A 21,667-nucleotide genomic window follows, 5' to 3' on the forward strand; every position below is an offset into this window, starting at 1 on the left:
GCGAAGCGATTTGTCGAACACGAACGATCAGCCTGGAACATTCCTCGCTGCGAATATTGTCCTCCGCCGTCGATCAAATTCCTAGCTTGCGCTCAGGGTGCCGTGGTGTCGGCGCTGTGTGAGACCCGGTCAGTCCTGAGTCACGGGGCCGGGGAACGGGCCGGAAATCGGCGTCAGCGAGTCGGTGGCCGGCCCCTCGAGCAGGGTGCCGTCGGCGGCGAATCGGGATCCGTGCAGCGGGCAGTCCCAGGATTGCTCGGCATCGTTCCAGCGCACGATGCCACCCAGATGTGGGCAGACCGCGGAGACCTCGGTGGTGGCGCCGTCGACAGTGCATACGGCGGTCGGGCGCAGCCCGTGGCGTTCGACGCGGCCGCTGCCCTCGGCAGGCGCTGCACCGAGGCCGGTGCCGAGCATGCGCAGCCAGCCGAAGGAAAGTTGTTGGGCCACAGAGCTATTGGCGAATACAGCGGCGGGTATCGACTTCAGCTCGCTCGGGCGCCAGCTGGCGAAGGTATCGGCCCACTGCGGTGGTTTGCCGTTGATCCGGCCGGCGAGCGCCAAGGCCGCGGCAATACCGTTCGTCAAACCCCACTTGGCGTAACCGGTGGCGAGCAGGATGTGATTCTGCCCGGGCAGCAGCGGTCCGACGTACGGCAGTTCGTCGACCGGGTGATAGTCCTGAGCGGACCAGCTCTGCAGCGGTTCGGCGGTGGGGAAGCAGCGCCGTGTCCAGGCGATCAACTCCTCGACCCGGCGGCTCGCCGCATCCGTGCGCCCCACTACGTGGCCGTTGCCGCCGACCAGCAGCAGATCCGCGCCATCGGGACCCGGGGTATACCGCAGCGACCGGGTCGGCTCGCCCGCGCTGATGAACATTTCGTGCGGAATCGGCTCGGCTACCCGGAAGGCGCTCAGATAGGAGCGCTCGGCAGTGAGCCGGGCGAAGAAACCGCCGCGGTCGAGTATCGGGGCGCCGGTGGCCAGGATGATCGTGCGCGCAACCAGATCGCCGTGCTCGGTTTCGACGACCAACTGGTCGTGTTCGCCGCTGTGCACGCCCTTGGCCCGGGTGGATTCGAAGATCGGCGCGCCGCGCGATTCGATATCGGCAGCCAAACTGGCCAGCAGCGCCATCGGATCGAGCTGGGCCTGGTTGTCGAGCCGGACCGCACCGTGCGCCGGGAAAGGCACATCCAGTTCCTCGACGAGTGTAGTGGCCAGGCCGGCGGCCCGTGTCGCCTCGTATTCCCTTCGCACAGCGGCCATTTCAGACTTGGACTGAGCGTAGGTAAGCGCCGGGACGCGCTGGATCGGCACGGAATGCTCCGCGCAATACCGCAATAACCATTGCTGCCCTTCGCGATTGGCCTCGACATAGTCGGTCACCGCCCGATCGCCGTGTCGAGCGCGGATCCGCTGCGCTCGAATCCCTTGCAGCAGACTGATCTTCGCCGTGCTGGCACCGGTCGTGCCCGCACCGACGCGCTTACTCTCCAGTACCGCCACGTCGACCCCGCTCTCGGCCAACAGTAGGGCGGTCACCAAGCCGGTGAGCCCGGCGCCGATCACGACGGTGTCGAACCGCAGCCCCGGCGTGAGCCGCAGGCGCGCCGGCACTTCGGCATCGTTCAACCACAGGGACCTCATGCTCCGGCGATAACCGCTGCCGCGCCGCCGAAACATCCCGATACGCGGGCGAGAATTTCCGGAATCCACAAAGAAAATGCGCAGTTCCGATTCAACCGAGAGATCCCGGGTATGCGGCGAATGTCCACCTGAAAACCGATATTTCGGAGGTAGATATCGTGTCCGAGCACAAGAGTGGTCCCCGTGAAGGTGTCGAAGGCGTCGTCGAAGACGCCAAGGGCAAGGTCAAGGAGGCCGCCGGCGCAGTCTTCGGAAAGGACGACCTGCGGGACGAAGGCAAGGCCCAGCAGGATAAGGCGGAATCACAGCGTGAAGCAGCCAGCAAGGAAGCGGCCGCCGAGAAGCAGCGCGCCGAAGCCAAGCTCGACGAACAGCGCCAGCGCGCTTACCAGCAGGGGCAGTGATTATCGATAATCGCTGCACATGAAAGTAATGGGTTGTCGGACAATATGTCCGGCAACCCATTACTTCGTCACCAGAATTACTTCGGCACCAGGATGCCGGTCAAGTCGGCTTTGCGGATAGGGGTGTCCGGATTGGCCTGCGCCCGGCACATCAGTTCGATGGCCGCGATCGAGGCGTCGACGGACTGATCATTGGTCGCCGGCGCATTACCGTTGCGTTCCTGCTCGAGGAATTTGGTCACCGTGACGCGCTGTTTGTCCTTGTCCTGCGCGACGAATTCGTTACAGGGCGTGTCACCGCCCTTGTTCACGGCCTTCTCGGCCTCCTCGCAGCCGCTCGCCAAGACCGCCAGCGCGGCCGCGGCGGCCACCGCGGCGATGCGACCTCGGCCGTTTCCGGTGATTCTCATGATGGATCGCTCCTCCTCGAAACGATGCCGCCGATCGCATCGGCGTCATCCTTCGCGTACCCGCCCGTCGAACACCGAATCAGCGGTGCTGGCGATCACCGATCGCGGGGTGTACGCCGGCCCGGCGCGGGTACGCCGCCAACACGGAGCGCGAACCCAGGAGCAGCCATGGCGACGACATCGAAAGGCGATGACACTGCCGTGACCATCGATGATCAGGAATGGGATCGCAAAGCCAGGCACGAGACCGAAGCCCAACGGCTGGACCGCAATTGGTCCAATCTGGTGCAGGAACTGCGCGTCGTGCAGACCGGTGTGCAGTTCTTGATCAGCGCCCTGCTGATCCTTCCGTTCCAGGCCGGATTCACCACCTTGTCCGAGCCGATGCGACTGCTATATCTGGGCACCGTCTCCGCGGCGATGGGGGCGACGGTATTCCTGGTCGCGCCGGTATCGTGGCATCGGATCCTGTTCCGGCGACATCGGCTGGGCAATGTGGTGGCCGCGGCCCATCGCTGTGCGATGGCCGGGATCGCGCTGCTCGGCGTCGCGTTGACCGGTGCGACGATTCTGGTGATGGCCACCGTCGCGGGCGCCATCGCCGGTGCGGTGGCGGGTGTGGTGGTCGCGATGCTGTTCGCGTTGGCTTGGGTGATGTTGCCCTGGCGCTGGCGCGACCGCCGCGCTGGCTCGGATGGTTGATTATGGTTGATCTGGGGCACGCCGGCGTGCCAGACTTGTACCGGTTGAGAATTACAGCCGAACCCGGGTTCGAAGCGGTACACCACGCGGGACTCGGCCAGCGGGAGCGCTCAGCGACACGCGACAGTGTGGCGACTACCGACGCAGCGTAGTGATACTCCTCCAACCGTCGCCCTCCTGCCGATCCGATCCTGCCGCCCAGGACCGGTATCTCCGTTGGGAGGTTTGACATGTCAGCCGCTCTTCAGCACCGATCAAACGGTCGGCATCCGGCCGGTGAACGACCACGCAACCGGTTCTGGGCACAGCGGGTCGACCGCCGTAAACAGTGTGTGGTGGTGCGGGCCGAGGGTGAACTCGACGCGGCCGCACTCCCAGAATTCCGCGCGATGCTCGAACGTGCCGTCGCGACCCGGTGCCATGCGGTCGTCCTGGATTTGCGCGCTACCAAATTCCTGAGCATCCGGGTCGCGGCCGCCATCGGCGCGATCAAACAGCACGCCGCGCACGGCGGCCCCGATGTGCGGATCGTCGCGGGTCGCCGGGAGATCGAGCGGGTGCTCGCCATTACCGGAGTACGCGCCGTGTGCTGTGATTTCCCCACCATGCGTGCCGCACTCGACACATAATGAGGTCTTAAGTCCCTGGTCGGGCCGATATCCCGGCACCGAGCATGATCACGCTCCATACTTGCGCTGTGATGGAGAGTGGATCGGTTTCGCCCGAGCAGGCGAAAGCGTTGGGCCGGGTCATCGGCATGGGTAAGGTGCAGAACGTCGGCACCTTTTACTTCTGGTTTGCCGACCAACGGTGGGAGTGGTCCGACGAGGTCGCGCTGTTGCACGGATACGAGCCGGGGACGGTGACACCGACCACCGAACTGCTGTTGTCGCATAAGCATCCCGAGGACCGGGCGCAGGTCGCGGACACTCTGGCCAACTCCATCGAGAATGCGCAGCCGTTCTCCAGTCGGCACCGGATCATCGATACGACCGGTCGCGTGCACCATGTGATTGTGGTGGCCGATCAGATGCTCGACGAGGCGGAAACGGTGATCGGGACGTCGGGGTACTACATCGATGTTACCGAGGCACTCGAGGAGCGGCAGCAGGAAACCCTCGACGGCACGCTGCCCGAGCTGTATGCGGCGCGGGCGGTGATCGAGCAAGCCAAGGGCGCGTTGATGCTGGTCTACGGCGTCAGTGCCGAACAGGCGTTCCGGGTGCTGAGCTGGCGCTCCCAGGAGACCAATATCAAACTGCGGGCACTGGCCGCACGGTTGGTCGCCGATCTCGGCTCGCTGGCCGATTCGATGGCCGATATGCGCACGCGGTTCGACCATCTGCTGTTGACTGCGCATGAACGGATCGAGGCCGACTGAGTCGAATCCACACCGGTTGTGATGTTTCGATCGTGACCGGCCGGGTAAGTCGCGAATGGCCCCCGACCCGAAGGCAGGTTCCGGTCGGCTCGGAGGAAAAGAGGTGGTGATGGGCATGGGGGATTGGAGTTCCCAGTCCGCGGCGGAGAAGACGACGACGATCGGGGTACGCATCCCTGCCGAGTTGGAGCAGCTGACCATGCTGCGCGCGCTCGCCGAAACCGTTGCGCTCATCGCGGATTTCGCGATCGATGAAGTGGTCGATATCCGGCTCGCGCTCGATGAGGTGGCCACTTCGTTGATCCTGGAGGCAACACCAGGCTCGACCTTGCACTGCGATTTCACCTACAACGATCACGAAATGTTCGTGCGCGTCGCCGCGGTCGCGGTGTCGGAGAAGGTGGTCGGTCAGGCCGGATTCGGCTGGCACATCGTCCGCACGCTGACACAGTCGATCTCGGCGGCGCAGGAGCCGTTCGACAGCGCGGTCTCCGGATTCCCGACCGTCGTCGACTTCAGCTGGGCACGGAGTGGTGATGGCGGCTGATTCGAGAGCGCACCGCGACAGTTACGACAATATAGAGCCGCTCTTCGAAAAGATCGCCGCCATCGACCCGGCCGATCACCGTCGAGAACTGTTGCGCGAGGAGTTGATCGGCCGGTGCCTGCCGCTGGCCGAACACATCGCGCGCAAATTCTCCGGGCGCGGGGAGAACTTCGACGATCTGCTGCAGGTGGCCCGATTGGGTCTGGTGCAGGCCGTGGACCGCTTCGATGTGTCGCGTGGTTCCTCGTTCCTGTCGTTCGCGGTGCCGACGATCATGGGCGAGGTGCGCAGGCATTTCCGGGACAACACCTGGGCGGTTCGGGTGCCACGGCGCACCAAGGAGATCCAGCTCAGCATCGGTCCGACCATCGAGGCGTTATCGCAGCGGCTCGGTCGGCTGCCCAAGGCCCGCGAGATCGCCGCGGAACTGAGTGTGGATCTGGTCGAGGTCACCCAGGCGCTCATCGCGGGCAATGCCTATCAGTCGAGTTCGATCGACGCGGTGGCCGGTGACGACATCGAGAACGCGCCGCAACCGCTGCTGGACAGCCTGGGTGAGGAAGAGCCCAGCTACCAGTATGTGGAGGACTATCTGGCGGTTCGGCCGCTGATCGAGGAACTGCCCGACCGCGAACGCGAGGTGCTGGTCATGCGGTTCTTCGAGTCCAAGACCCAGTCCCAGATCGCTGAACAGCTCGGCGTTTCGCAGATGCACGTCTCGCGCATACTGTCCAGAACGCTCGGTAAGTTGCGCGACGACGCACTGCGCGACTGATAGCGACGGTAATACATTGTCGCGCAACGTGTTTCGTAGTGATCGGAGCCACGGTTTGCCCGGCGTCGCACGCGGGTACGCGAAGAGGAACCGGACTATTGATGCCGACGCGCAAGGAGGTCGTCATGAACGATCAGCGACGACCGGCCACCCGAGATCCGTACAGCGGACCGGGGGCTTCGAGGTCGCTGAAGAAACCGCCGGAATCAGTCGTTCGTGGCGAGGGCCCGCAGCAGCCCGGGCGCTTCCTCGTCACCCGCAATCATGAAGTGATCCGGCGGTGGGCCGAGCAGCGCGGTGCGCGCCCGGCCACCATGCCAGGCAGCGAATACGGTGGTCGCCTCGGCGTCCTGCGCTTCGATTTCCCCGGGTATGGCGGCGCGGTGCTGCGCGCGGTGGGTTGGGACGAATGGTTCGCCACCTTCGATGCGCGTCGGCTGATGTTCCGCTATCAGGAGCGCAGGGCCGATGGCGGGCCGAGCAACTTCAACCGGCTGGAACAATCCCATCGCGACGAGTGGTGACACTGGCCGAAATGTGTCGCATGTCACGTTCAATTTGCACAAATCGGGTCCTCATGCGCAGGGTGGAGGTAGCCGGACGCTAACCGACTTCCCGTGACCTGCCGTTTACCAATTGGTCGGCCGGGGTATTCAAGCAGTTGGCAAAGGTGCTCGAAGGCGGACTTTCGCGTCGGTTCTGGGTACGCGAGTCTCCGCGTCGCGTCGCGTCCGCGTGGTTGCAAGGGATGAGGGCTTGACCGCAAACCTGATGATCGTTGACGACGACGAAGTGGTACGTGGCGCACTGCGCACGGCCATGGAAGATGAGGGTTACGACGTTGCCGAGGCACAGGAGGCCGAGGACGCGCTGACGTATCTGCGCAACAATGGTGCTCCCGATGTGATGATCGTCGAACTGATGCTCGGGGACATGGACGGCTTCGATTGCATCAGGGAGATCCGCCGTGAGCACGACGTGCCGATCATCGTGGTCAGCTCGCGTGATGACACCCATGATGTGGTGGCCGCACTGGAGGCCGGTGCCGACGACTACGTCACCAAGCCGTTCGAGATCAAGGAGATCTCCGCGCGCATGCGGGCGCTGCGCCGGCGCGCGCGCCTGACTATGGAGCGCGAAGCGCCGCGCGAGGCGGTACTCGACGCACACCCCGACGGGCCGCTGGTGCTGGATCGCGACGGTGGTGCGGTGCGCCGCGGTGAGGATGAAATCCGGCTCACCATCACCGAATTCAAATTGCTCTGCGAGCTCGCCGAATCGCCCGGGCGGGTGCTCAGCCGCACCGTTCTGCTCGAAAGAGTATGGGACGACGGCTTTTTCGGCGATGAACGGATCGTCGATGTTCATATGCGCCGCCTGCGCACCAAAATCGAGCTCGACGCCTCCGATCCGCGCGTCGTAGTCACCGTGCGCGGTCTCGGCTACCGACTCGATCTGCAGCGGTGAGCAGTGTGACCGACGCCGCAATGGCACCGAAGTATGACGCTGCCTGCGGTTGTTTTCTTTTCGTAATACAACCGCAAAGAGATCGACAGGTTCACCTCAAAGTTGCTTCGTAAGCCTGGATAAGTAATGCAGACCGGACCAGGGAGACGTATGTCACTGCACACCTTGTCCACCACGACAATCGAACCATCGGTCACCGAATATCCTTCGGCCGTACCGATTGCCGGAGCGCACACCCAGCCGGTGCTGCGCCCGCCGAGAGTCGGTGACGCGGCCGAGATCTGGCGGATCGCCAAGGATTCGCAGGTCCTCGACACCAATTCCAGCTACGCCTACCTGCTGTGGTGTCGTGATTTCGCGAGCACCTCGGTGGTTGCCGAAGTCGGTGGCCGGGTCGTCGGATTCGTGATCGGCTACCTGCGTCCGCAGGCCCCGCAGACGGTGTTCGTCTGGCAGGTCGCGGTGGAGCACGAACAGCGGGGACGCGGCCTCGGCGGCGCGCTGCTGGAAACGCTGCTCGACACCGTGGCCGGCGCCGGTGTTTCGGCACTGGAGACCACGATCGCACCGGACAATCCGGCCTCGATCGCGATGTTCGCCTCGGTGGCGCGTCGCCGATCGGCCGAGCTGACCAAGCAGCCCTTATTCGATTCCGAACTCTTCCCGGACAGCCACGCTGCCGAAGACCTCTATTTGATCGCCCCCACCGCCCGAAAGCAGGAGGATCGACGTTGATTACCGCCGAGACGACCATTTTCGAGGAGCTCGAATCCAATGTTCGTGGCTATTGCCGCGCCTGGCCGACGGTGTTCACCACCGCGTCCGGGAGTTGGTTGCGCGCCGAGGACGGGAAGGAGTACCTCGACTTCTTCGCCGGAGCGGGAGCGTTGAACTACGGCCACAACAATCCGGTGCTCAAGCAGCCGCTGCTGGACTACATCGCCGGTGACGGGATCACCCACGGCCTGGATATGTCGACCGTGGCCAAGCGCGGGCTGCTGGAAACCCTGCGCGATACCGTGTTCGCGCCGCGCGGCCTGGAATACAAGGTCCAGTTCCCCGGCCCGACCGGCGCGAACGCCGTCGAAGCCGCGCTGAAGTTGGCCCGTAAGGTCACCGGACGCGAGACGATCATCAGCTTCACCAACGCCTTCCACGGCATGTCGCTGGGTGCGCTGTCGGTGACCGGCAATGCCGCCAAGCGGGCCGGCGCCGGTGTGCCGCTGGTGCATGCCGCGCATATGCCCTATGACGGCTACTTCGACAACACCACCGCCGACTTCCAGTGGATGGAGCGGGTGCTCGACGACACCTCCTCCGGTTTCGATCGGCCCGCCGCGGTGATCGTGGAAACGGTGCAGGGTGAGGGCGGAGTGAATATCGCACGCCCGGAATGGCTGCGGCATCTGTCCGAATTGTGCACTGCGCGCGGAATTTTGCTGATCGTCGACGATGTGCAGATGGGCTGCGGCCGGACCGGGCCGTTCTTCTCCTTCGAGGTCGCCGGCATCACCCCCGATATCGTGACGCTCTCGAAGTCCATCGGCGGCTACGGTTTGCCGCTGGCGCTGGTGCTGTTCAAGCCGGAGCTCGACGTCTGGGCGCCGGGTGAGCACAACGGCACTTTCCGCGGTAACAACCCGGCCTTCATCACCGCACAGGCCGCGTTGGAGCACTTCTGGTCCGACGGCACTCTGCAGGCCTCGACCGAGGCGAAGGGGCAGCGTATCGGTGCGGCCCTGACCCAGGCGGCCGAGTACTTCCCGGGCATTTCGACGCGGGGTCGCGGACTGGTGCACGGTGTGGTTTTCGACGATCCATCCCAGGCGGGCAAGGTCTGCCAGGTGGCCTTCGAGCGTGGGCTGCTGGTGGAGACGTCCGGTTCGCTGGACGAAGTGGTGAAGTTGTTGCCGCCGTTGACGGTCACCGACGAGGAGGTCGAGCATGGTCTACGGGTGCTGACCGGCGCGATCGGCACCGTCTGTGGACAGGAGCGTTGAGATGATCGTGCGCAGCACCGCGGAGATCACCGGCACCGAACGCGATGTCGCGGGTCAGGGCTGGCGCAGTAAGCGCATTGTCCTCGGCGGCGACGGCGTCGGATTCTCCTTCCACGAGACCAGCATCGAGGCCGGGACCGTGCACGAGTTCCACTACCGCTACCACGTGGAGGCGGTGTGGCTCATCGAAGGTGAAGGGACGCTGACGGATCTGGATAACGGCGTCAGCTACGAATTGGCGCCGGGCTCGATGTACCTGCTCGACGGAAACGAGCGCCACCGCCTCGAGGTGCGTACCGCAATGCGGATGATGTGCGTGTTCAACCCGCCGGTCACCGGGCAGGAGATCCATGACAGCGATGGCGTCTACCCGCTGGTCGCGGCCCAGGTAAGCGGATAGGAGGAGCAATGACGTTGGTGCAGACCGACGATCGCTACCCGACTCGGCTCGTCACGGCGGGCGGGCACCGAGACCGGACCGATCCCACGGTCTGGGGCGCGGTCGATTCCGAGGAGTTGGCCACCTTCGATGCCAATGGTTTCGGAATCGTCGAAGAGCTGTTGACACCCGCCGAGGTCGCCGAGTTCAGTGCCGAAATCGACCGTCTCGCCGGTGATCCGGCGTTACAGGGTGATGACCGGGTGATCGTGGAGAAGGCCTCGAACCGGGTGCGTTCGGTCTTCGAGGTGCACCGGCTCAGCAGCGCGATCGCCGATCTGGTGCGCGAATCCCGAGTGGCGGGATTGGCCAGGCAGGTGCTCGGCTCGGATGTCTACATCCATCAGAGCCGGGTGAACTACATGCCCGGCTTCCGCGGCACCGGTTTCTACTGGCATTCGGATTTCGAGACCTGGCATGCCGAGGACGGTATGCCCGCACCGCGTGCGGTCAGCCTGTCCATCGCACTGACCAACAACTACCCGATCAACGGCAGCCTCATGGTGATGCCCGGCTCGCACCGCACCTTTGTACCGTGCACCGGCAGCACTCCGGCCGAGCATTATCGGGAGTCGTTGCAGGAGCAGGAGATCGGCGTACCGACGCACGCGGATATCGGTGCGCTGGCGAACCGGTACGGCATCACCCAGTTCACCGGCAGCGCCGGATCGGCCCTGCTGTTCGATTCGAACATCATGCACGGTTCGTCGAACAACATCACGCCGTTCCCGCGGTCGAATATCTTCCTGGTGTTCAACAGCGTGGAGAACGCGCTGGTGCAGCCGTTCGCCGCGCCGGCGCCGCGACCGACGTATATCGCGAGTCGGGACTTCACGCCGGTCTAGTTCCGCCTGCGACGCAACCGGTCTCGGGCCGCCTCACCCGAGACCGTTTGCGCGCGTATGTCTTTGGATGCACGTACTGCTGGTGTCAGCCATAGATGTCCAGCGTGACGGTCAGCGTCGCCAAGCGGGTCGCGAGTCCTAGATCGCGGGCACGTCCCTGGATGTCCGTGCGATCCTCGGCGGGCAGCTCGGCCCACAGCTCGCCGAGACGGGCCTGGGTGTCGGCATCGGCCTCGGACAAGATCCGCAGCAGTGTCGACCACAATCGGCCCTTGGTCGCGATGCCGGGTATCGCGGTCAGGGTTGATTCGGGCAATTCCAGTAGCTGTGTACCGACTCGACGTTGGATCTCGGTATCGGTGCGCTCGACCAGGTCGAGCAGGCCGCGCCACAGAATCGGATCGCTGCATCCCGCGAGCGCGGCGACCAGCGCCGCCATCGCCGCTGGGTCCGCGGTGATCGGGTTGGCCGCCAGCGTCTCCAGGGCCGATGGGCTCAGGTAGGCGGTGAAGCGGAGCATGTCATTGATCGCGCCGTGCTCGATAAAGGTCGCGGCGAGTTCGGTAATGGCTGCGGGCGGGCCGATATCGAGCAGGATGTCGCCGAGTGCTTCGATCACATCCTCGTCGCAGCGGGCGAAAACCGATACCGCCGCCAAACGCAGCTCGGTGGAACCGGCGAGGACGGCACGGAGGATATGCGGTACCCGATTCAGCGGCCCGGACAGCAGTTGGCGCACGATCGCGCTGATATTCGCGCCCGAGTACGCATAGGCCGCCGAGAGGATCAGGCCCTCGTCATCGGATACGCCCGCCTCGATCGCACGGACGAGTTCTGTCGTCGCGAAGCCGAGGAACGGACCGGCCGTGACATAGTCCTTGCGGCGCAACAGTTCGTTGGCGACCTGCACGACCGGTTCCGGCGGCGCGACCTGGGCGAGTCGGCCGATGGTGCGCGGGTCGATATACGGCGCGCAATCGGCGGCATATTTCGGGTCCAGCATGCGGAGGGCTTCCGCGGCCTTCTTGGGATGTTCGATTCCCACCGCACCAGCGGCGCGTCCGCCAATCATCGGCGGAACGACCCGCTGCACCAGCGGTATCGAAACGCTCAGCGGGATGATCGGTACCAGCTTGCTGAGCCGCCCGAAGGTCGCGGAATGGTCGTCGAAGAGGACGCGCGCGATGCGTTGTTGCAGTTCGTGCAGTTGTCCCGCGCCGAGTTTCTCCAAATGCGACAGGCGTTCGGCGGGGACGTGCAGTGTACGGGCCAGCAGCACCAGCTGCGCCCTGGTCACCAGGTCCGTCATCAGCCGAGCCGATTCCCGAACATGACCTTTTTGGCTGCGGTGCTCAGCGGCCAGGGCAGTGCACCGACCAGTCCGTCGACGGCCTCGGCGAGTCCGGCCGTCTCGGCCCTGCGCGTGTCGCGGAACATGGTCAGCAATTCCGCCGATTCCGCCTCGGAGAGTTGATCGAGGGCCGCGACGGGGCCGCCCAGTTCGTGTTCGAGATCTGCTCTGGCGGTCATATTCGCTCCCGGTTCCCCAGGCCTCGCGCAATGACAGTGCACGAAGCACCTCTAGATCACATTCTGCAGTGCCACCTGGCCCACCGGACCCGCTTCGCTGGTATCACCCGCCTGGCAGTCTTCCGGCAAGCGCACCGCCGGTCCGGCTGGTCGACGGTCGGAGCCATGGCGCGATCGGATACGACAATGCCGCGGTGGTCGAGTGGATCTATGCCAGATTGGACCGGTGACCGAGGCATGGACCGGTGACCGAGGCTATTCGGGGCACCGACCTTGGTCATCGTCAATGGCGAGGATTCGCCGACGGTCATCACGTCGTGCACGCTCACGCTCTTCGACGGCTACACCGACGCCACGCCGCCGATCGAATCGGCGGGCATGCTCATCCAGCCGGGCTGATCACCGAGCGACAATGTGCTCCAAAGCGGCGAGGTCCTGTTCGAGCATCCGGAACAACCAATAGATGGCGATGAAGGCCAGCGCGCTGCCCACACACAGCACACGCAGCGGCACAATGACCGCCGGAATATCCCCGGCGGGAATGAAAGTCGCGCCCGCGACGCCGAGCAGCGGGACCGCGGCAGCGATGGCGAGGAAGTAGGTACTGGTGCGGTCGAGTTGGCGCAGCTGGGTGTCATCGGCGGCACCGAGTCTGCCGTGCGGCAAGAACATCGGGTAGACGCTGCGCACCGCATAGAAACTCACCAGGAAATACGGGTAGGCCATGGCGATCGCGCCGCACACGATCTGGGTGATGAAGAAATGCACATACGCTTCGGCGGTGAGGTGATTGCCGGAGACCTGCACCGAGACCGGGACGACGACACCGGACAATACCCATAATGCGAAGCAGATCAACACATTTCGGCGACCGAGTTGCAGAGTATCGCAGCGGGCGCGCGCCAGCGTAGGCGCATCGTAGGACTTGCCCTTGCGTAGCCCGCGCGAGATGGACCACAGATCGGCCAGCAGCACATTGGTGAGGATGATCCCGACCAGGAAGCAGATGCCGTAGGTGGTGACGGCGAACTGGTCGAATCGGTGCTGCGCCTGCGCGTCCAGTTTGGCGATGATGAGCGTGCGATTGTGGTTGTAGCTGTACAGGATTGCCAGCGCGTTCGGACCGGCGATGGCCAGCGCCATGATCGGGTGCATGAGCACTCGGGCGCGCAGTCGCCAACTGTGCGGCGGCGGGTCGACCAGGTCACGGGCGCGCGCGTGCAGGCAGACATCGAATTGCTGGGCCATATCCGCACCGCGCGCCCACCGCTTATCCGGATCCGGGTCGAGCGCACGCACCAGTGCGCGGCACAGCGCGGCGGGGCAATCGGCCGGAAGGTCCTGATACGGCAGCGATTTCGGACTGCCCGAGCGGCGGTTCAACATGCCGTCGAGTGCGGTGCGATCGCCGCCGGTCACCGTATCGTCGTCGAAAGGTTTACGGCCGGTAAGCAATTCCCACAGCATGACGGCCAGGGCGTAGAGGTCGCTGCGGGTATCGAGGTCGGCGGCAGTCGTCGATTTGTCCGGATGCACGGCGGCCAACTGCTCCGGTGACATATAGGCCAGCGAGCCGCCGAAATACGCGACCGGGCTGTCACCGGAGACATTGCCGCTGAAGCTGATATTGAAATCGGCGAGTTTCGGGATGCCCTCGGCGGTCAGCAGCACATTGGCCGGTTTGATATCGCGGTGCAGTACCCCGCAGCGTCCGGCGTAGTCCAGCGCCTGGGCCAGCCTGCGGCCGAGCCAGGCAATGGTCTCCGGCCAGGACAATTCGGCCAGTTCGGCACGCACGGGCGATTCGCTGGGGCGGATCTCACCCTTGTCGGCGAGTACGGAGTCGATGACATCGAGCAGCAGTGCGCCCGACCGCTCGGCCGCCGGGGTATTGCGCACCCGCTCGAGCACGGTGAATAACGTGCCGCCCGGCACGTACTGCATATACAGCAGGCGCAGGCGGCGACTCTCCAGGACGCGCTGGTCGAAGACCCGCACGATGTAGTCGTGGTCGAGCTGGGCCAGGGTCTGTGGTTCGGCGCTCTTGTCCTGGGAGATCTTGACCGCGACGAGTCGCTGCATGGAGCGCTGTCTGGCCAGGAACACCCGCGCGAACGCGCCACGCCCCAGTCCGGTCATCAGGTCGAAGTCGTCTATTTTCTGGCCGACGTCGATCTCGTCGAGGTTCACCGGATCGGTGTAGACGGACATCAGAGTGCTGCGGTAATCGTCGGTGGCCAGCATCTGCGAGAGTTGCTCGGCCTGTTCGGGATAGGCCGCGGTGTATTCCTCGACATCCACCGAAGTACCCGCGCGCCTGCGGACGTGGAACTCTTCGTAGATGAGATCCGGCGGCAGTGGCCAGGTACGCAATTCCGGCAGATCTTCGACGTACTCGGCGAGACGCTTCGGCTCGGTGCCGCGCATCCAGCGGTTCGCCAGATCGACCTTGATCAGCTCGATCAGCGACACCCGGCGGATGGCGGGGGAGTCCGGTAGATACGCGGGCAGATCCGGCGGTGTATCGGCCGCCCGCCAGGCATCCGCGAATCGCTCGACGACCTCGGCGACTCCGGTGCCACGTGAACCACCCGGCGAGCGGTCCGCAGCGACCGTCGCCCCCGGAACCGGCGGAGCGGGGTGCGCCATCTGCGCATCGTAGCTCCGCCGATACCCCGATGGCGGCCGAGTTGGGCAACTGATTTGCTAGCTCAATGCCTGGTAGAGGGTGAGCCAGCGGTCAGGGGAGACGAGGCCGACCGGTTCGTCGAGCGCGATTCCGGCAATGGTGCAGGCCGCTCGGACCTGGCGGGTGGGATAGGCCAGGCGCAGTGTGGTCGCGAGGCAGCCACCGAGGCCGGAGAAGCCGAGTTCCACGAGTTGGCGGTAGCCGCGGAGTTCCCTTGGCGCGAGTAGTGGTTGCTCACGTCTGCGCAGCCGCAGGGCGGCGGCATCTACCCGGGGGATCGGACGGAAGCGGTCGCGGTGCACGCTGATGCCCATTTCCATTGTCACGGTGGGCCATTGGGTGACAGTCAGTTTGGTCCAGCGGCCGTAGTCCCCGGCGTATTTGCGGGTGAACTCGCGTTGGGTCAGTAGTGTCGCCGAGGTGAGCTCCGGTGCCGCGAGACACCAGCGCAGAATATCGGTGCTGGCGGCGAACGGGATATTGGCGACAACAATGAATCGAACGCGAGGCGGGGTGATTTGGCGAATATCGGCGTGGTGCACCTGAATTCGACGGTCGCGTGCATAGCGTGCACGGAGTTTCTCGGCGTAATGGCGGTCCTTTTCGTAAGCCAGGATGTGGTGTGCGTAGTGCAGGAGATGACCGGTGAGCATGCCGTCGCCGGGGCCGATCTCCACGACGAGATCATCGGCACGGATACCGGCGGCGCGTACCAGCCTTCGGGCGACGTGGGTGTCGGTGAGGAAGTTCTGCGACAGCTGTTTGCGGGTGCTGTCGGAGCGGATTCGGGCATGCGGCAGCGAACGATTGCGGGACATGGGTGTCCTCCGAACGGAGTGGTCGAATCAGGAATGTGTGATTCGCCCGGACCCGTGCCGGAACACTATGGGGCGCAGCCCATCTCAGCGCCGTGAGAAATCGATCAGATCGATCCGGCGAGGGGAGCAGCGCAGCGCGCGGGCAGAGGCCGGGCCGCCGCGCGGGGCCGCACGTAGTACGCGCAGACCACGCGCGCTCCGTTCAAGCCAGGACTGCCTCCCATACGGGCAAACATAGAGCACGCCGGGGTTGTCCGCGACTGATTTATCGCGCCCGTCGCTGCGATTCCGAGGCCATCAGCCACAGCGCGACGGCAGTGTCGGCCCCGGATACCCGAGCCGATGGAATTGGTCTGGTCGCCGAGCCGCGCGCTGAGAATCCCGTCGCCTGACGTGGACTCAACGCGCCGATGGCCGCCAGGGGACCAACTGGCGGCATCGAATCCCGCTGACACTCAGCCCGAAGTTACCGATTGATCGTGTTCGTCGGTCTTCTCCTCGGCTGCGCAGGCTCGCCACATTTCGGCTTCGGCGTGGTTGCCCTGACGTTGGAGGAGCTCGGCGAGTCCGGTCATGGCCCGTGATTCGCGGCGATCGGCCGCAGTGCGCCACCAGCGCTCGGCATCGCCGAGTTCGCCACGATTGAACAGGACGACGCCGAGGTCATAGGCCGCCCCGGCGTGCCCCGCCTCGGCGGCTTGCGCCCACAGACCGCACGCCTGTTCCTCCTCGCCGCGTCCGAACATGGCGACGCCGAGATCGTAGAGGGCGGCGCGATAGCCGCGGTCGCCGTCCTTGGTGCGCTGCCGCGAGTTCGGCTGCTCGGGCTTCGGCTGCTCGGGCTTCGGTGGTTCGGGCTTCGGTGGTTCCGAGAGCGGGGCGTGGTCGGAATCCGCTACCCGTTCCCGCACCACCGGAGCCTGCTCGGCAACCGATGGTTGCATCAACCCGGTACGCGCGGGATGCAACGGCGTGGTCTGCTCGGCTGCTGGGAGCTCGGGGCGGGCGAAAGCCGTTTGCGGTGATTCCGGGAACCGCACCGATTCGAGGTCGGGCGGTGTCGGCTGCGGCTCAGGGGGTCTCGTCTGCTCTTGGGTAGCGGATACGGCTCGCTGCGGCTGAATCGGTGCCGTCGGCTGCGCGGATCCGTCCTGTCGCTGTTGCGCGGGCTGCGACGGTTGGGACGCTGGCACGGGGGCAGCGGCCGCCGGGGTCGGGACGGAGGCAGCGGGCGAACTCGCGGTGTCCACCTCGAGCACCAGGTTGGCGAAATTGGGCGGTCCCTCGCCGACGCTGCACCATAGGACGATCCGCCCGGTCGGTGGTTGTTCGATGAGGATGCCGTAGTTGCCCGACCAGGATTTTTGTGCGCCGAATCCGTCGACCCAGACCGGAGTCAGCGAGAACAGCGCGCCCGGATCGGTCGGAACCACCTCGAAAGTGACGCCGGCGGCGAGGGCATCGCTCCACACGTCCACCCCGGCCAGGCGTCTGCCTTCGATGCCGATGTGCCCGTCGACCACTGACAGCCCGATGCCGTGTCCGCGCAGACCCGCGGGCGGTGCCGCGGACAGTAACTTCATGGTGACCAGGATCGGCGCAGCCCCGACCTGCTCGGTATACATCGGGTAGATCAGGCTGCCGTTCCAGGTGATCGGGTCGGCGGATTGATACCGGGCGGCCAGCGGTAGGTTTTCCGGCGAATTCTGGGCATACCAGTGCGAATACGGCTGATTCATATCGCGCCCCGACCTTTCACCGATGCTTCCTCGCCCCTGTCTACGCGGTCCGGCCGCTAACACCGTACCTGCCTCTGATCTGGTGGCTATCTCAGTCCCGATCCGATCGCATGCGATCGAGCGCGAACGTAGCGCCGAGAAGTTCCTCGCCCGTCCCGGTACCCATTTCGAGTCCGTCGAAAGCTTGCACGAGTCTGCGTTCCTCCCAGTGGAAGTGCGATTCCAGGATGGCGGCCAGCCCGTCGAATTCGCGCCGGAGGGTATCGGCATTGTCCGGCCTGATCGAGTCGAGCAGTTCGGTCAGTCTGCGCAGGATATCTGCGACCAGTTGGTGGTCGGTGCGCAGTTCGGCCAAAACCGGTGCCAATTCGGGGAACTGGTCGGCTAGTGCCGGAAAACCCGCAGTGTCCTCGCCGGTGTGATGCCTGGTCAGCGCGGCGCAGAATGCCGTGCAGTGCGCGCGAAGTCGCATCGGCCGCAGTTCCGAACCGGTTGCATAGGCGGTGACATCCGCGCGGATTCTGCTCAGTTCGGTTCGCAGCCAGTCGTGTATCGCCACCAGTTCCTGTCCGAGGGCACGCGCCCGGTTTGCGTCGAGGTCGGTTGATGCCATGAATCGTCTCTCGCTCGAGGAAGACGCACAGGCCGTGCGGCTCCGCGAAGGGGGTTGGAATGCGGCGGGGCCTCGATGGCCCGCTCGACCTCAGTGCGAGCGCGAAAGTGGATGCACGGCGGACTCCTCGATCACGGTGCCTCCATGCCGATCGCCGTCCACCCGGCGCCGCCACGCGACACATCCACTGATCTTGCACCCTGAAAGGCGCGACGATCAACTCGAGTGTTTTCGAAGACGTTGCGCGCCATGCGATATTCAGACCGTGCCGAGCTGGCAACGGCAGGCATTTATATGTAACTCACGGTTACATATAAATCGGGTTCTGCGGAATTCGAGTGCCAGAGCGGCGATGTGGTCATCATACCCGGTCCCGGCCCGCGATGCGCGGTGACCGCGCAACTCGACCCACCGATGGAATGCATCCGTGGGTCGATTCGAACAGGCGTCAGACGCCGACCGTCTCTTCCATTTCCTCCTCGGTCTCTACCGGTCGCTGCGCGCGGACCGCAGCGGCGGGCGCGGGGGAAATATGCCGTTCATATCGCGCGGCGACCACCAGTAACACCGCACCGACCGCCAGCCACACGAACAGGCTCGCGATGCGACCGCCGAAACCCGCACCACCGTCGAAATACAGCAGGCTGCGCGCACCCTCCACGAAACCCGCTCCGTTCCAGAAGGCGTGCAGCGAACCGAAGAAACCGTTCTGCAGTTCGGGACGGTAGATGCCGCCGGAGGTGGTGAAGTTGAGCATGACGAACAGCACCATCAGCGCGAGCGTGGTCCAACGCTTCAAGAAGGTGTGCAGTCCGATGCCGACGGTGATGATGCCCGCCGAGTACAGCCAACCCATCGCCCATATCGTCGCATAATCGTGATCGACGATATGGAAGACCGGTGCGGCCACCGCGATTCCGATAACGCTGACCATCAGCGAGGTCACCAAGCCGATTACCGCGCGCACCCACATGGACAGTCCCGCGCCCGCCGCACCGATCGCGGCGACGCTGCCGTAGGAGCCGATACTCAGGGCGACCAGCAGGAAGAACAGGCCCTGTCCGGTGGGGTCGCCACTGGCGGTCGGGGTGATATCGGTGACCGTCATCGGCAGTCCCTGTGTCCCGGTGACCTGCCGGAACACCAGCTCGACCGCCATGGCGGTGGTATCGGAATTCGCCTTGGCCACAAGTAGTTCGGGATGTTGCGCGTTGGGAATGTACGCGCCGGAGAGCGTGCGGTCGCGCAAATGCGCGGTCGCATCATCGCGGGTGGGCAGCGTGACGACCTCGAGTGCGTCACCGGCCTTGTCCTTCATGGTCTGCGCCAGCACCATGTCCTGCGCGGATGCGCCGACCACGGCCACCTTCAAATGGTTCGGCTCGGGCTGATGGAACGCACCCAGATAGGCAAGCCCCATGCCCAGACGCATCAGCAGCGGGGTCAGCAGATGTCCGGCGACATGGCGTAGCTGGTGCGAGCGCATGAAGGTCAACTCCTAACAGTTGGTAAATACAACTATCACTGTTGTATCATACAACTGATGTATAGTGCAACCATGGCCAGTGAACCGCGCTCCGCGTCGATCCACATCATCCAGCGCGAGCTGACCGCCTTCGCCCGGCGCGCCCGCGGTCGCGCCTCGGAGCTGCATCCGGAGTTGTCGCTGGTCGCGTCGAGCATCCTGGATCTGGTTATCGAGCGCGACGGCTGTCAGGCGACCGATCTCGCGGACCATTTCGTGCTCGACAAGTCCACGGTCAGTCGGCAGGTGGGTGCGTTGGAACGCTTGGGCTATCTGACTCGGGAGGTCGATCCGGACAACCGGCGCAACCACATCCTGCGGCCGACACCGGAGGGTCGGCGGGTCGCGGGGGCAGCCGAACGGCGTCGCCATCAGGAGTTCGCCGAGCGCTTGACGGCATGGAACGACACCGACATCCAGCGTTTCGCCGACTACCTGATCCGCTACAACACCGCGAAATAGCCGCGCGAATTCCATAGTCCCCCTACGTAATTCCCATAACGCCAACTACCAAACCAAGCGCTTGCTACGCTCACTCGATGATCCCCACGATTGTCTGGGGCACCGGCAATGTCGGCCGCTCGGCCATCCGCGCCGTCGACGCACACCCGGCGCTGGAACTCACGGGCGTGCTCGTCCACAATCCGGATAAGGTCGGCCGCGATGCGGGCCGGCTCGCGGGGCTCGACTACGACCTCGGCGTCCCGGCGACCGCCGATATCGAGGCCGCCCTGGCCGCGGGACCTCGAGCTGTGGTGTACGCAGCTTCGGGTGATATCCGCCCCGATGCCGCGCTCGCCGATATCGTCCGCGCCGTCGAGTCCGGCGCCGTCGTCGTAACACCGGCGCTCTACGCCCTCTACGATCCGCGCAGCGCCCCACCCGAAATGCGCGATCCGGTGCTCGCGGCGGTCGCGCGGGGCCGTGGGTCCCTGTTCGTCTCCGGTGTCGATCCCGGCTGGGGCAATGATGTGCTGCCGCTGCTGATGAGCGGACTCGGCGGCACCGTGGAAGCGATCCGCTGCCAGGAGATATTCGACTACACCAGCTACGACCAGCCCGATTCGGTGCGCTATCTGGTCGGCATGGGCCAACCGATGGACTATCTGCCGCCGATGGTGGCGCCCGGCATCCCGACCATGGTGTGGGGCGGCCAGATTCGATTGATGGCGCGTGCGCTGGACGTCGAACTCGAGGAGATCCGCGAAACCCTGGACCGGCGCGCGCTCGATACCACGGTGAACACCGAGCGGATGGGGGAGTTCGCGGCGGACACGCAGGGCGCATTGCGATTCGAGGTGCAGGGGATCGTCGAGGGCGAGGCGCGCATCGTCATCGAGCACGTCACTCGGATCCACCCGTCCTGCGCGCCGGACTGGCCGAGGCCACCGGACGGCGAGGGCGCGCACCGTGTGCTCATCGAGGGCCATCCGCGCATCGAAATCACCATCGAGGCCGCCGACGAGGACGGAAACCGTGCCGCGGGCGGCAATGCCACCGCGGTCGGTCGATTAGTGAATGCCATCGACTGGCTCGTCGACGCCGAACCCGGACTCTATGACGCGCTCGATGTCCCACTGCGTCCCGCAGTCGGCAAGCTCGGAAGGAAACATTCATGATCATCGACATCCCCGAGGGCAAGGACCCGATCGGTTACGTCTGGGGCGAGATGGTGCCCGGCATCGGCCTGGCCGCCTCGAACTTCTCGCTGTCGGTGTATTCGCATTCGACCCTCGGACTGCGCGAATTCGAGGCGGCGCGACTGAAGATCGCCCAGGTCAACGGCTGCATCTTCTGCCTGGATTGGCGCACCGAACGCGACGGCCAGAAGGTGGAGCCGGAGTTCGCGGACGCGGTCACCAACTGGCGCACCACCGACCTGTTCGACGAACGCACCCGACTGGCCGCCGAATACGCCGAACGCTACGCCACCGATCACCACAATCTCGATGACGAGTTCTGGGAGCGAATGCGAGCGCAATACAGCCAGACCGAAATCGTCGAATTGAGTATGAGCATCGGATCGTGGCTGGCCTTCGGACGCCTCAATCATGTGCTCGGTCTGGACGCGGTGTGCGTATTGCCCGGCCATTCGGCGTAGGCGAATACCTTTGTCCCAGAGATGGATACGAA

25 protein-coding genes are annotated in these 21,667 nt (G+C 64.8%); 16 read left to right on the forward strand and 9 right to left on the reverse strand.

Going from position 1 to position 21,667, the window contains the following annotated elements; all coding sequences use genetic code 11:
* Positions 1-129: 129 nt before the first annotated feature.
* Entirely contained in the window at positions 130-1,650 is a 1,521-nt protein-coding gene (locus tag ACIBJI_RS21585; RefSeq protein ID WP_397085440.1) for an FAD-dependent oxidoreductase, read from the reverse strand.
* 158 nt (positions 1,651-1,808) lie between these two features.
* Here ACIBJI_RS21585 and ACIBJI_RS21590 point away from each other — a divergent pair, with 158 nt between their 5' ends.
* On the forward strand, positions 1,809-2,054 hold the full coding sequence (locus tag ACIBJI_RS21590) for a CsbD family protein (RefSeq protein ID WP_364351404.1): 246 nt from the start codon (positions 1,809-1,811) through the stop codon (positions 2,052-2,054).
* 77 nt (positions 2,055-2,131) lie between these two features.
* Here ACIBJI_RS21590 and ACIBJI_RS21595 read toward each other — a convergent pair whose 3' ends face one another.
* Positions 2,132-2,464 carry a hypothetical protein gene (locus tag ACIBJI_RS21595; protein ID WP_364351407.1) on the reverse strand — a complete coding sequence of 111 codons (333 nt, stop codon included), beginning with the start codon at positions 2,462-2,464 and terminating at the stop codon, positions 2,132-2,134.
* 168 nt (positions 2,465-2,632) lie between these two features.
* Between ACIBJI_RS21595 and ACIBJI_RS21600 the strand changes: the two genes are divergently transcribed.
* From ACIBJI_RS21600 to thpD, 11 genes are all read left to right on the forward strand, one after another.
* On the forward strand, positions 2,633-3,166 hold the full coding sequence (locus tag ACIBJI_RS21600) for a DUF6328 family protein (RefSeq protein WP_364351410.1): 534 nt from the start codon (positions 2,633-2,635) through the stop codon (positions 3,164-3,166).
* Between the two features lie 230 nt (positions 3,167-3,396).
* Positions 3,397-3,795: an STAS domain-containing protein gene (locus ACIBJI_RS21605; RefSeq protein WP_364351413.1), complete on the forward strand. Its 399-nt coding sequence runs from the start codon at positions 3,397-3,399 to the stop codon at positions 3,793-3,795.
* A 71-nt stretch (positions 3,796-3,866) separates the two neighbouring features.
* A complete protein-coding gene (locus ACIBJI_RS21610) occupies positions 3,867-4,547 on the forward strand; it encodes a PAS and ANTAR domain-containing protein (RefSeq protein WP_396957058.1) in 681 nt (226 codons plus the stop codon).
* A gap of 109 nt (positions 4,548-4,656) precedes the next feature.
* A complete protein-coding gene (locus ACIBJI_RS21615) occupies positions 4,657-5,094 on the forward strand; it encodes an ATP-binding protein (protein WP_397085442.1) in 438 nt (145 codons plus the stop codon).
* Complete coding sequence (locus ACIBJI_RS21620; RefSeq protein WP_364351419.1) at positions 5,084-5,869, forward strand: RNA polymerase sigma factor SigF; 786 nt, start codon at positions 5,084-5,086, stop codon at positions 5,867-5,869. The genes ACIBJI_RS21615 and ACIBJI_RS21620 overlap by 11 nt, the downstream gene beginning before the upstream one ends.
* Before the next feature lie 125 nt (positions 5,870-5,994).
* Positions 5,995-6,393, forward strand: coding sequence for a hypothetical protein (locus ACIBJI_RS21625; protein ID WP_364351422.1), 399 nt, complete (start codon positions 5,995-5,997; stop codon positions 6,391-6,393).
* A 232-nt stretch (positions 6,394-6,625) separates the two neighbouring features.
* On the forward strand, positions 6,626-7,336 hold the full coding sequence (locus tag ACIBJI_RS21630; protein ID WP_364351425.1) for a response regulator transcription factor: 711 nt from the start codon (positions 6,626-6,628) through the stop codon (positions 7,334-7,336).
* 150 nt (positions 7,337-7,486) lie between these two features.
* On the forward strand, positions 7,487-8,071 hold the full coding sequence (gene ectA / locus ACIBJI_RS21635; RefSeq protein WP_397085444.1) for a diaminobutyrate acetyltransferase: 585 nt from the start codon (positions 7,487-7,489) through the stop codon (positions 8,069-8,071).
* Positions 8,068-9,336 carry a diaminobutyrate--2-oxoglutarate transaminase gene (ectB, locus tag ACIBJI_RS21640; protein ID WP_364351431.1) on the forward strand — a complete coding sequence of 423 codons (1,269 nt, stop codon included), beginning with the start codon at positions 8,068-8,070 and terminating at the stop codon, positions 9,334-9,336. Before ectA ends, ectB begins: the two co-directional genes overlap by 4 nt.
* Before the next feature lies 1 nt (position 9,337).
* Positions 9,338-9,736 (forward strand): ectoine synthase, encoded by a 399-nt coding sequence (locus ACIBJI_RS21645; protein WP_364351434.1) that lies wholly within the window; start codon positions 9,338-9,340, stop codon positions 9,734-9,736.
* An 8-nt stretch (positions 9,737-9,744) separates the two neighbouring features.
* Positions 9,745-10,620 (forward strand): ectoine hydroxylase, encoded by an 876-nt coding sequence (thpD, locus tag ACIBJI_RS21650; RefSeq protein ID WP_364351437.1) that lies wholly within the window; start codon positions 9,745-9,747, stop codon positions 10,618-10,620.
* A gap of 85 nt (positions 10,621-10,705) precedes the next feature.
* On the opposite strand, the gene ACIBJI_RS21655 is transcribed toward thpD, so the two are convergent.
* Positions 10,706-11,929 carry a hypothetical protein gene (locus ACIBJI_RS21655; protein ID WP_397085446.1) on the reverse strand — a complete coding sequence of 408 codons (1,224 nt, stop codon included), beginning with the start codon at positions 11,927-11,929 and terminating at the stop codon, positions 10,706-10,708.
* Complete coding sequence (locus ACIBJI_RS21660) at positions 11,929-12,150, reverse strand: hypothetical protein (RefSeq protein WP_364351443.1); 222 nt, start codon at positions 12,148-12,150, stop codon at positions 11,929-11,931. The genes ACIBJI_RS21655 and ACIBJI_RS21660 overlap by 1 nt, the downstream gene beginning before the upstream one ends.
* 273 nt (positions 12,151-12,423) lie before the next feature.
* Between ACIBJI_RS21660 and ACIBJI_RS21665 the strand changes: the two genes are divergently transcribed.
* Positions 12,424-12,549: a hypothetical protein gene (locus ACIBJI_RS21665; RefSeq protein ID WP_364351447.1), complete on the forward strand. Its 126-nt coding sequence runs from the start codon at positions 12,424-12,426 to the stop codon at positions 12,547-12,549.
* On the opposite strand, the gene ACIBJI_RS21670 is transcribed toward ACIBJI_RS21665, so the two are convergent.
* The 5 genes from ACIBJI_RS21670 to ACIBJI_RS21690 form a co-directional block, all read right to left on the reverse strand.
* Complete coding sequence (locus ACIBJI_RS21670) at positions 12,550-14,799, reverse strand: serine/threonine-protein kinase (RefSeq protein WP_364351450.1); 2,250 nt, start codon at positions 14,797-14,799, stop codon at positions 12,550-12,552. It abuts the gene before it with no gap.
* A 57-nt stretch (positions 14,800-14,856) separates the two neighbouring features.
* The gene (gene erm, locus ACIBJI_RS21675) at positions 14,857-15,657 is read right to left on the reverse strand and encodes a 23S ribosomal RNA methyltransferase Erm (RefSeq protein ID WP_364351453.1); all 801 of its coding nucleotides are present in this window, start codon (positions 15,655-15,657) and stop codon (positions 14,857-14,859) included.
* Between the two features lie 455 nt (positions 15,658-16,112).
* Positions 16,113-17,396 (reverse strand): hypothetical protein, encoded by a 1,284-nt coding sequence (locus ACIBJI_RS21680; RefSeq protein ID WP_364351456.1) that lies wholly within the window; start codon positions 17,394-17,396, stop codon positions 16,113-16,115.
* Positions 17,397-17,487: 91 nt separating this feature from the next.
* Entirely contained in the window at positions 17,488-18,009 is a 522-nt protein-coding gene (locus ACIBJI_RS21685; protein WP_397085448.1) for a hemerythrin domain-containing protein, read from the reverse strand.
* Positions 18,010-18,457: 448 nt separating this feature from the next.
* Positions 18,458-19,495, reverse strand: a complete 1,038-nt coding sequence (locus ACIBJI_RS21690; RefSeq protein ID WP_397085450.1) for a hypothetical protein — start codon at positions 19,493-19,495, stop codon at positions 18,458-18,460.
* Between the two features lie 72 nt (positions 19,496-19,567).
* Here ACIBJI_RS21690 and ACIBJI_RS21695 point away from each other — a divergent pair, with 72 nt between their 5' ends.
* The 3 genes from ACIBJI_RS21695 (at position 19,568) to ACIBJI_RS21705 (ending at position 21,635) form a co-directional block, all read left to right on the forward strand.
* Positions 19,568-19,996: a MarR family winged helix-turn-helix transcriptional regulator gene (locus tag ACIBJI_RS21695; RefSeq protein WP_396956826.1), complete on the forward strand. Its 429-nt coding sequence runs from the start codon at positions 19,568-19,570 to the stop codon at positions 19,994-19,996.
* Between the two features lie 77 nt (positions 19,997-20,073).
* Positions 20,074-21,153: a dihydrodipicolinate reductase gene (locus tag ACIBJI_RS21700; RefSeq protein WP_364351468.1), complete on the forward strand. Its 1,080-nt coding sequence runs from the start codon at positions 20,074-20,076 to the stop codon at positions 21,151-21,153.
* Positions 21,150-21,635 (forward strand): carboxymuconolactone decarboxylase family protein, encoded by a 486-nt coding sequence (locus ACIBJI_RS21705; protein WP_364351471.1) that lies wholly within the window; start codon positions 21,150-21,152, stop codon positions 21,633-21,635. Before ACIBJI_RS21700 ends, ACIBJI_RS21705 begins: the two co-directional genes overlap by 4 nt.
* Positions 21,636-21,667: the final 32 nt, after the last annotated feature.

It is taken from the genome of Nocardia sp. NPDC050408, assembly GCF_044458905.1.
Taxonomy (GTDB): domain Bacteria; phylum Actinomycetota; class Actinomycetes; order Mycobacteriales; family Mycobacteriaceae; genus Nocardia.

Coding starts and splice junctions, on each gene's coding strand:
- ACIBJI_RS21585 (WP_397085440.1), bottom strand. CDS start 1,650: ATGAGGTCCCTGTGGTTGAACGATGCCGAAGTGCCGGCGCGCCTGCGG.
- ACIBJI_RS21595 (WP_364351407.1), bottom strand. CDS start 2,464: ATGAGAATCACCGGAAACGGCCGAGGTCGCATCGCCGCGGTGGCCGCC.
- ACIBJI_RS21600 (WP_364351410.1), top strand. CDS start 2,633: ATGGCGACGACATCGAAAGGCGATGACACTGCCGTGACCATCGATGAT.
- ACIBJI_RS21605 (WP_364351413.1), top strand. CDS start 3,397: ATGTCAGCCGCTCTTCAGCACCGATCAAACGGTCGGCATCCGGCCGGT.
- ACIBJI_RS21610 (WP_396957058.1), top strand. CDS start 3,867: ATGGAGAGTGGATCGGTTTCGCCCGAGCAGGCGAAAGCGTTGGGCCGG.
- ACIBJI_RS21615 (WP_397085442.1), top strand. CDS start 4,657: ATGGGCATGGGGGATTGGAGTTCCCAGTCCGCGGCGGAGAAGACGACG.
- ACIBJI_RS21620 (WP_364351419.1), top strand. CDS start 5,084: ATGGCGGCTGATTCGAGAGCGCACCGCGACAGTTACGACAATATAGAG.
- ACIBJI_RS21625 (WP_364351422.1), top strand. CDS start 5,995: ATGAACGATCAGCGACGACCGGCCACCCGAGATCCGTACAGCGGACCG.
- ectA (WP_397085444.1), top strand. CDS start 7,487: ATGTCACTGCACACCTTGTCCACCACGACAATCGAACCATCGGTCACC.
- ACIBJI_RS21645 (WP_364351434.1), top strand. CDS start 9,338: ATGATCGTGCGCAGCACCGCGGAGATCACCGGCACCGAACGCGATGTC.
- thpD (WP_364351437.1), top strand. CDS start 9,745: ATGACGTTGGTGCAGACCGACGATCGCTACCCGACTCGGCTCGTCACG.
- ACIBJI_RS21655 (WP_397085446.1), bottom strand. CDS start 11,929: ATGACGGACCTGGTGACCAGGGCGCAGCTGGTGCTGCTGGCCCGTACA.
- ACIBJI_RS21660 (WP_364351443.1), bottom strand. CDS start 12,150: ATGACCGCCAGAGCAGATCTCGAACACGAACTGGGCGGCCCCGTCGCG.
- ACIBJI_RS21670 (WP_364351450.1), bottom strand. CDS start 14,799: ATGGCGCACCCCGCTCCGCCGGTTCCGGGGGCGACGGTCGCTGCGGAC.
- erm (WP_364351453.1), bottom strand. CDS start 15,657: ATGTCCCGCAATCGTTCGCTGCCGCATGCCCGAATCCGCTCCGACAGC.
- ACIBJI_RS21680 (WP_364351456.1), bottom strand. CDS start 17,396: ATGAATCAGCCGTATTCGCACTGGTATGCCCAGAATTCGCCGGAAAAC.
- ACIBJI_RS21685 (WP_397085448.1), bottom strand. CDS start 18,009: ATGGCATCAACCGACCTCGACGCAAACCGGGCGCGTGCCCTCGGACAG.
- ACIBJI_RS21690 (WP_397085450.1), bottom strand. CDS start 19,495: ATGCGCTCGCACCAGCTACGCCATGTCGCCGGACATCTGCTGACCCCG.
- ACIBJI_RS21695 (WP_396956826.1), top strand. CDS start 19,568: ATGGCCAGTGAACCGCGCTCCGCGTCGATCCACATCATCCAGCGCGAG.
- ACIBJI_RS21700 (WP_364351468.1), top strand. CDS start 20,074: ATGATCCCCACGATTGTCTGGGGCACCGGCAATGTCGGCCGCTCGGCC.
- ACIBJI_RS21705 (WP_364351471.1), top strand. CDS start 21,150: ATGATCATCGACATCCCCGAGGGCAAGGACCCGATCGGTTACGTCTGG.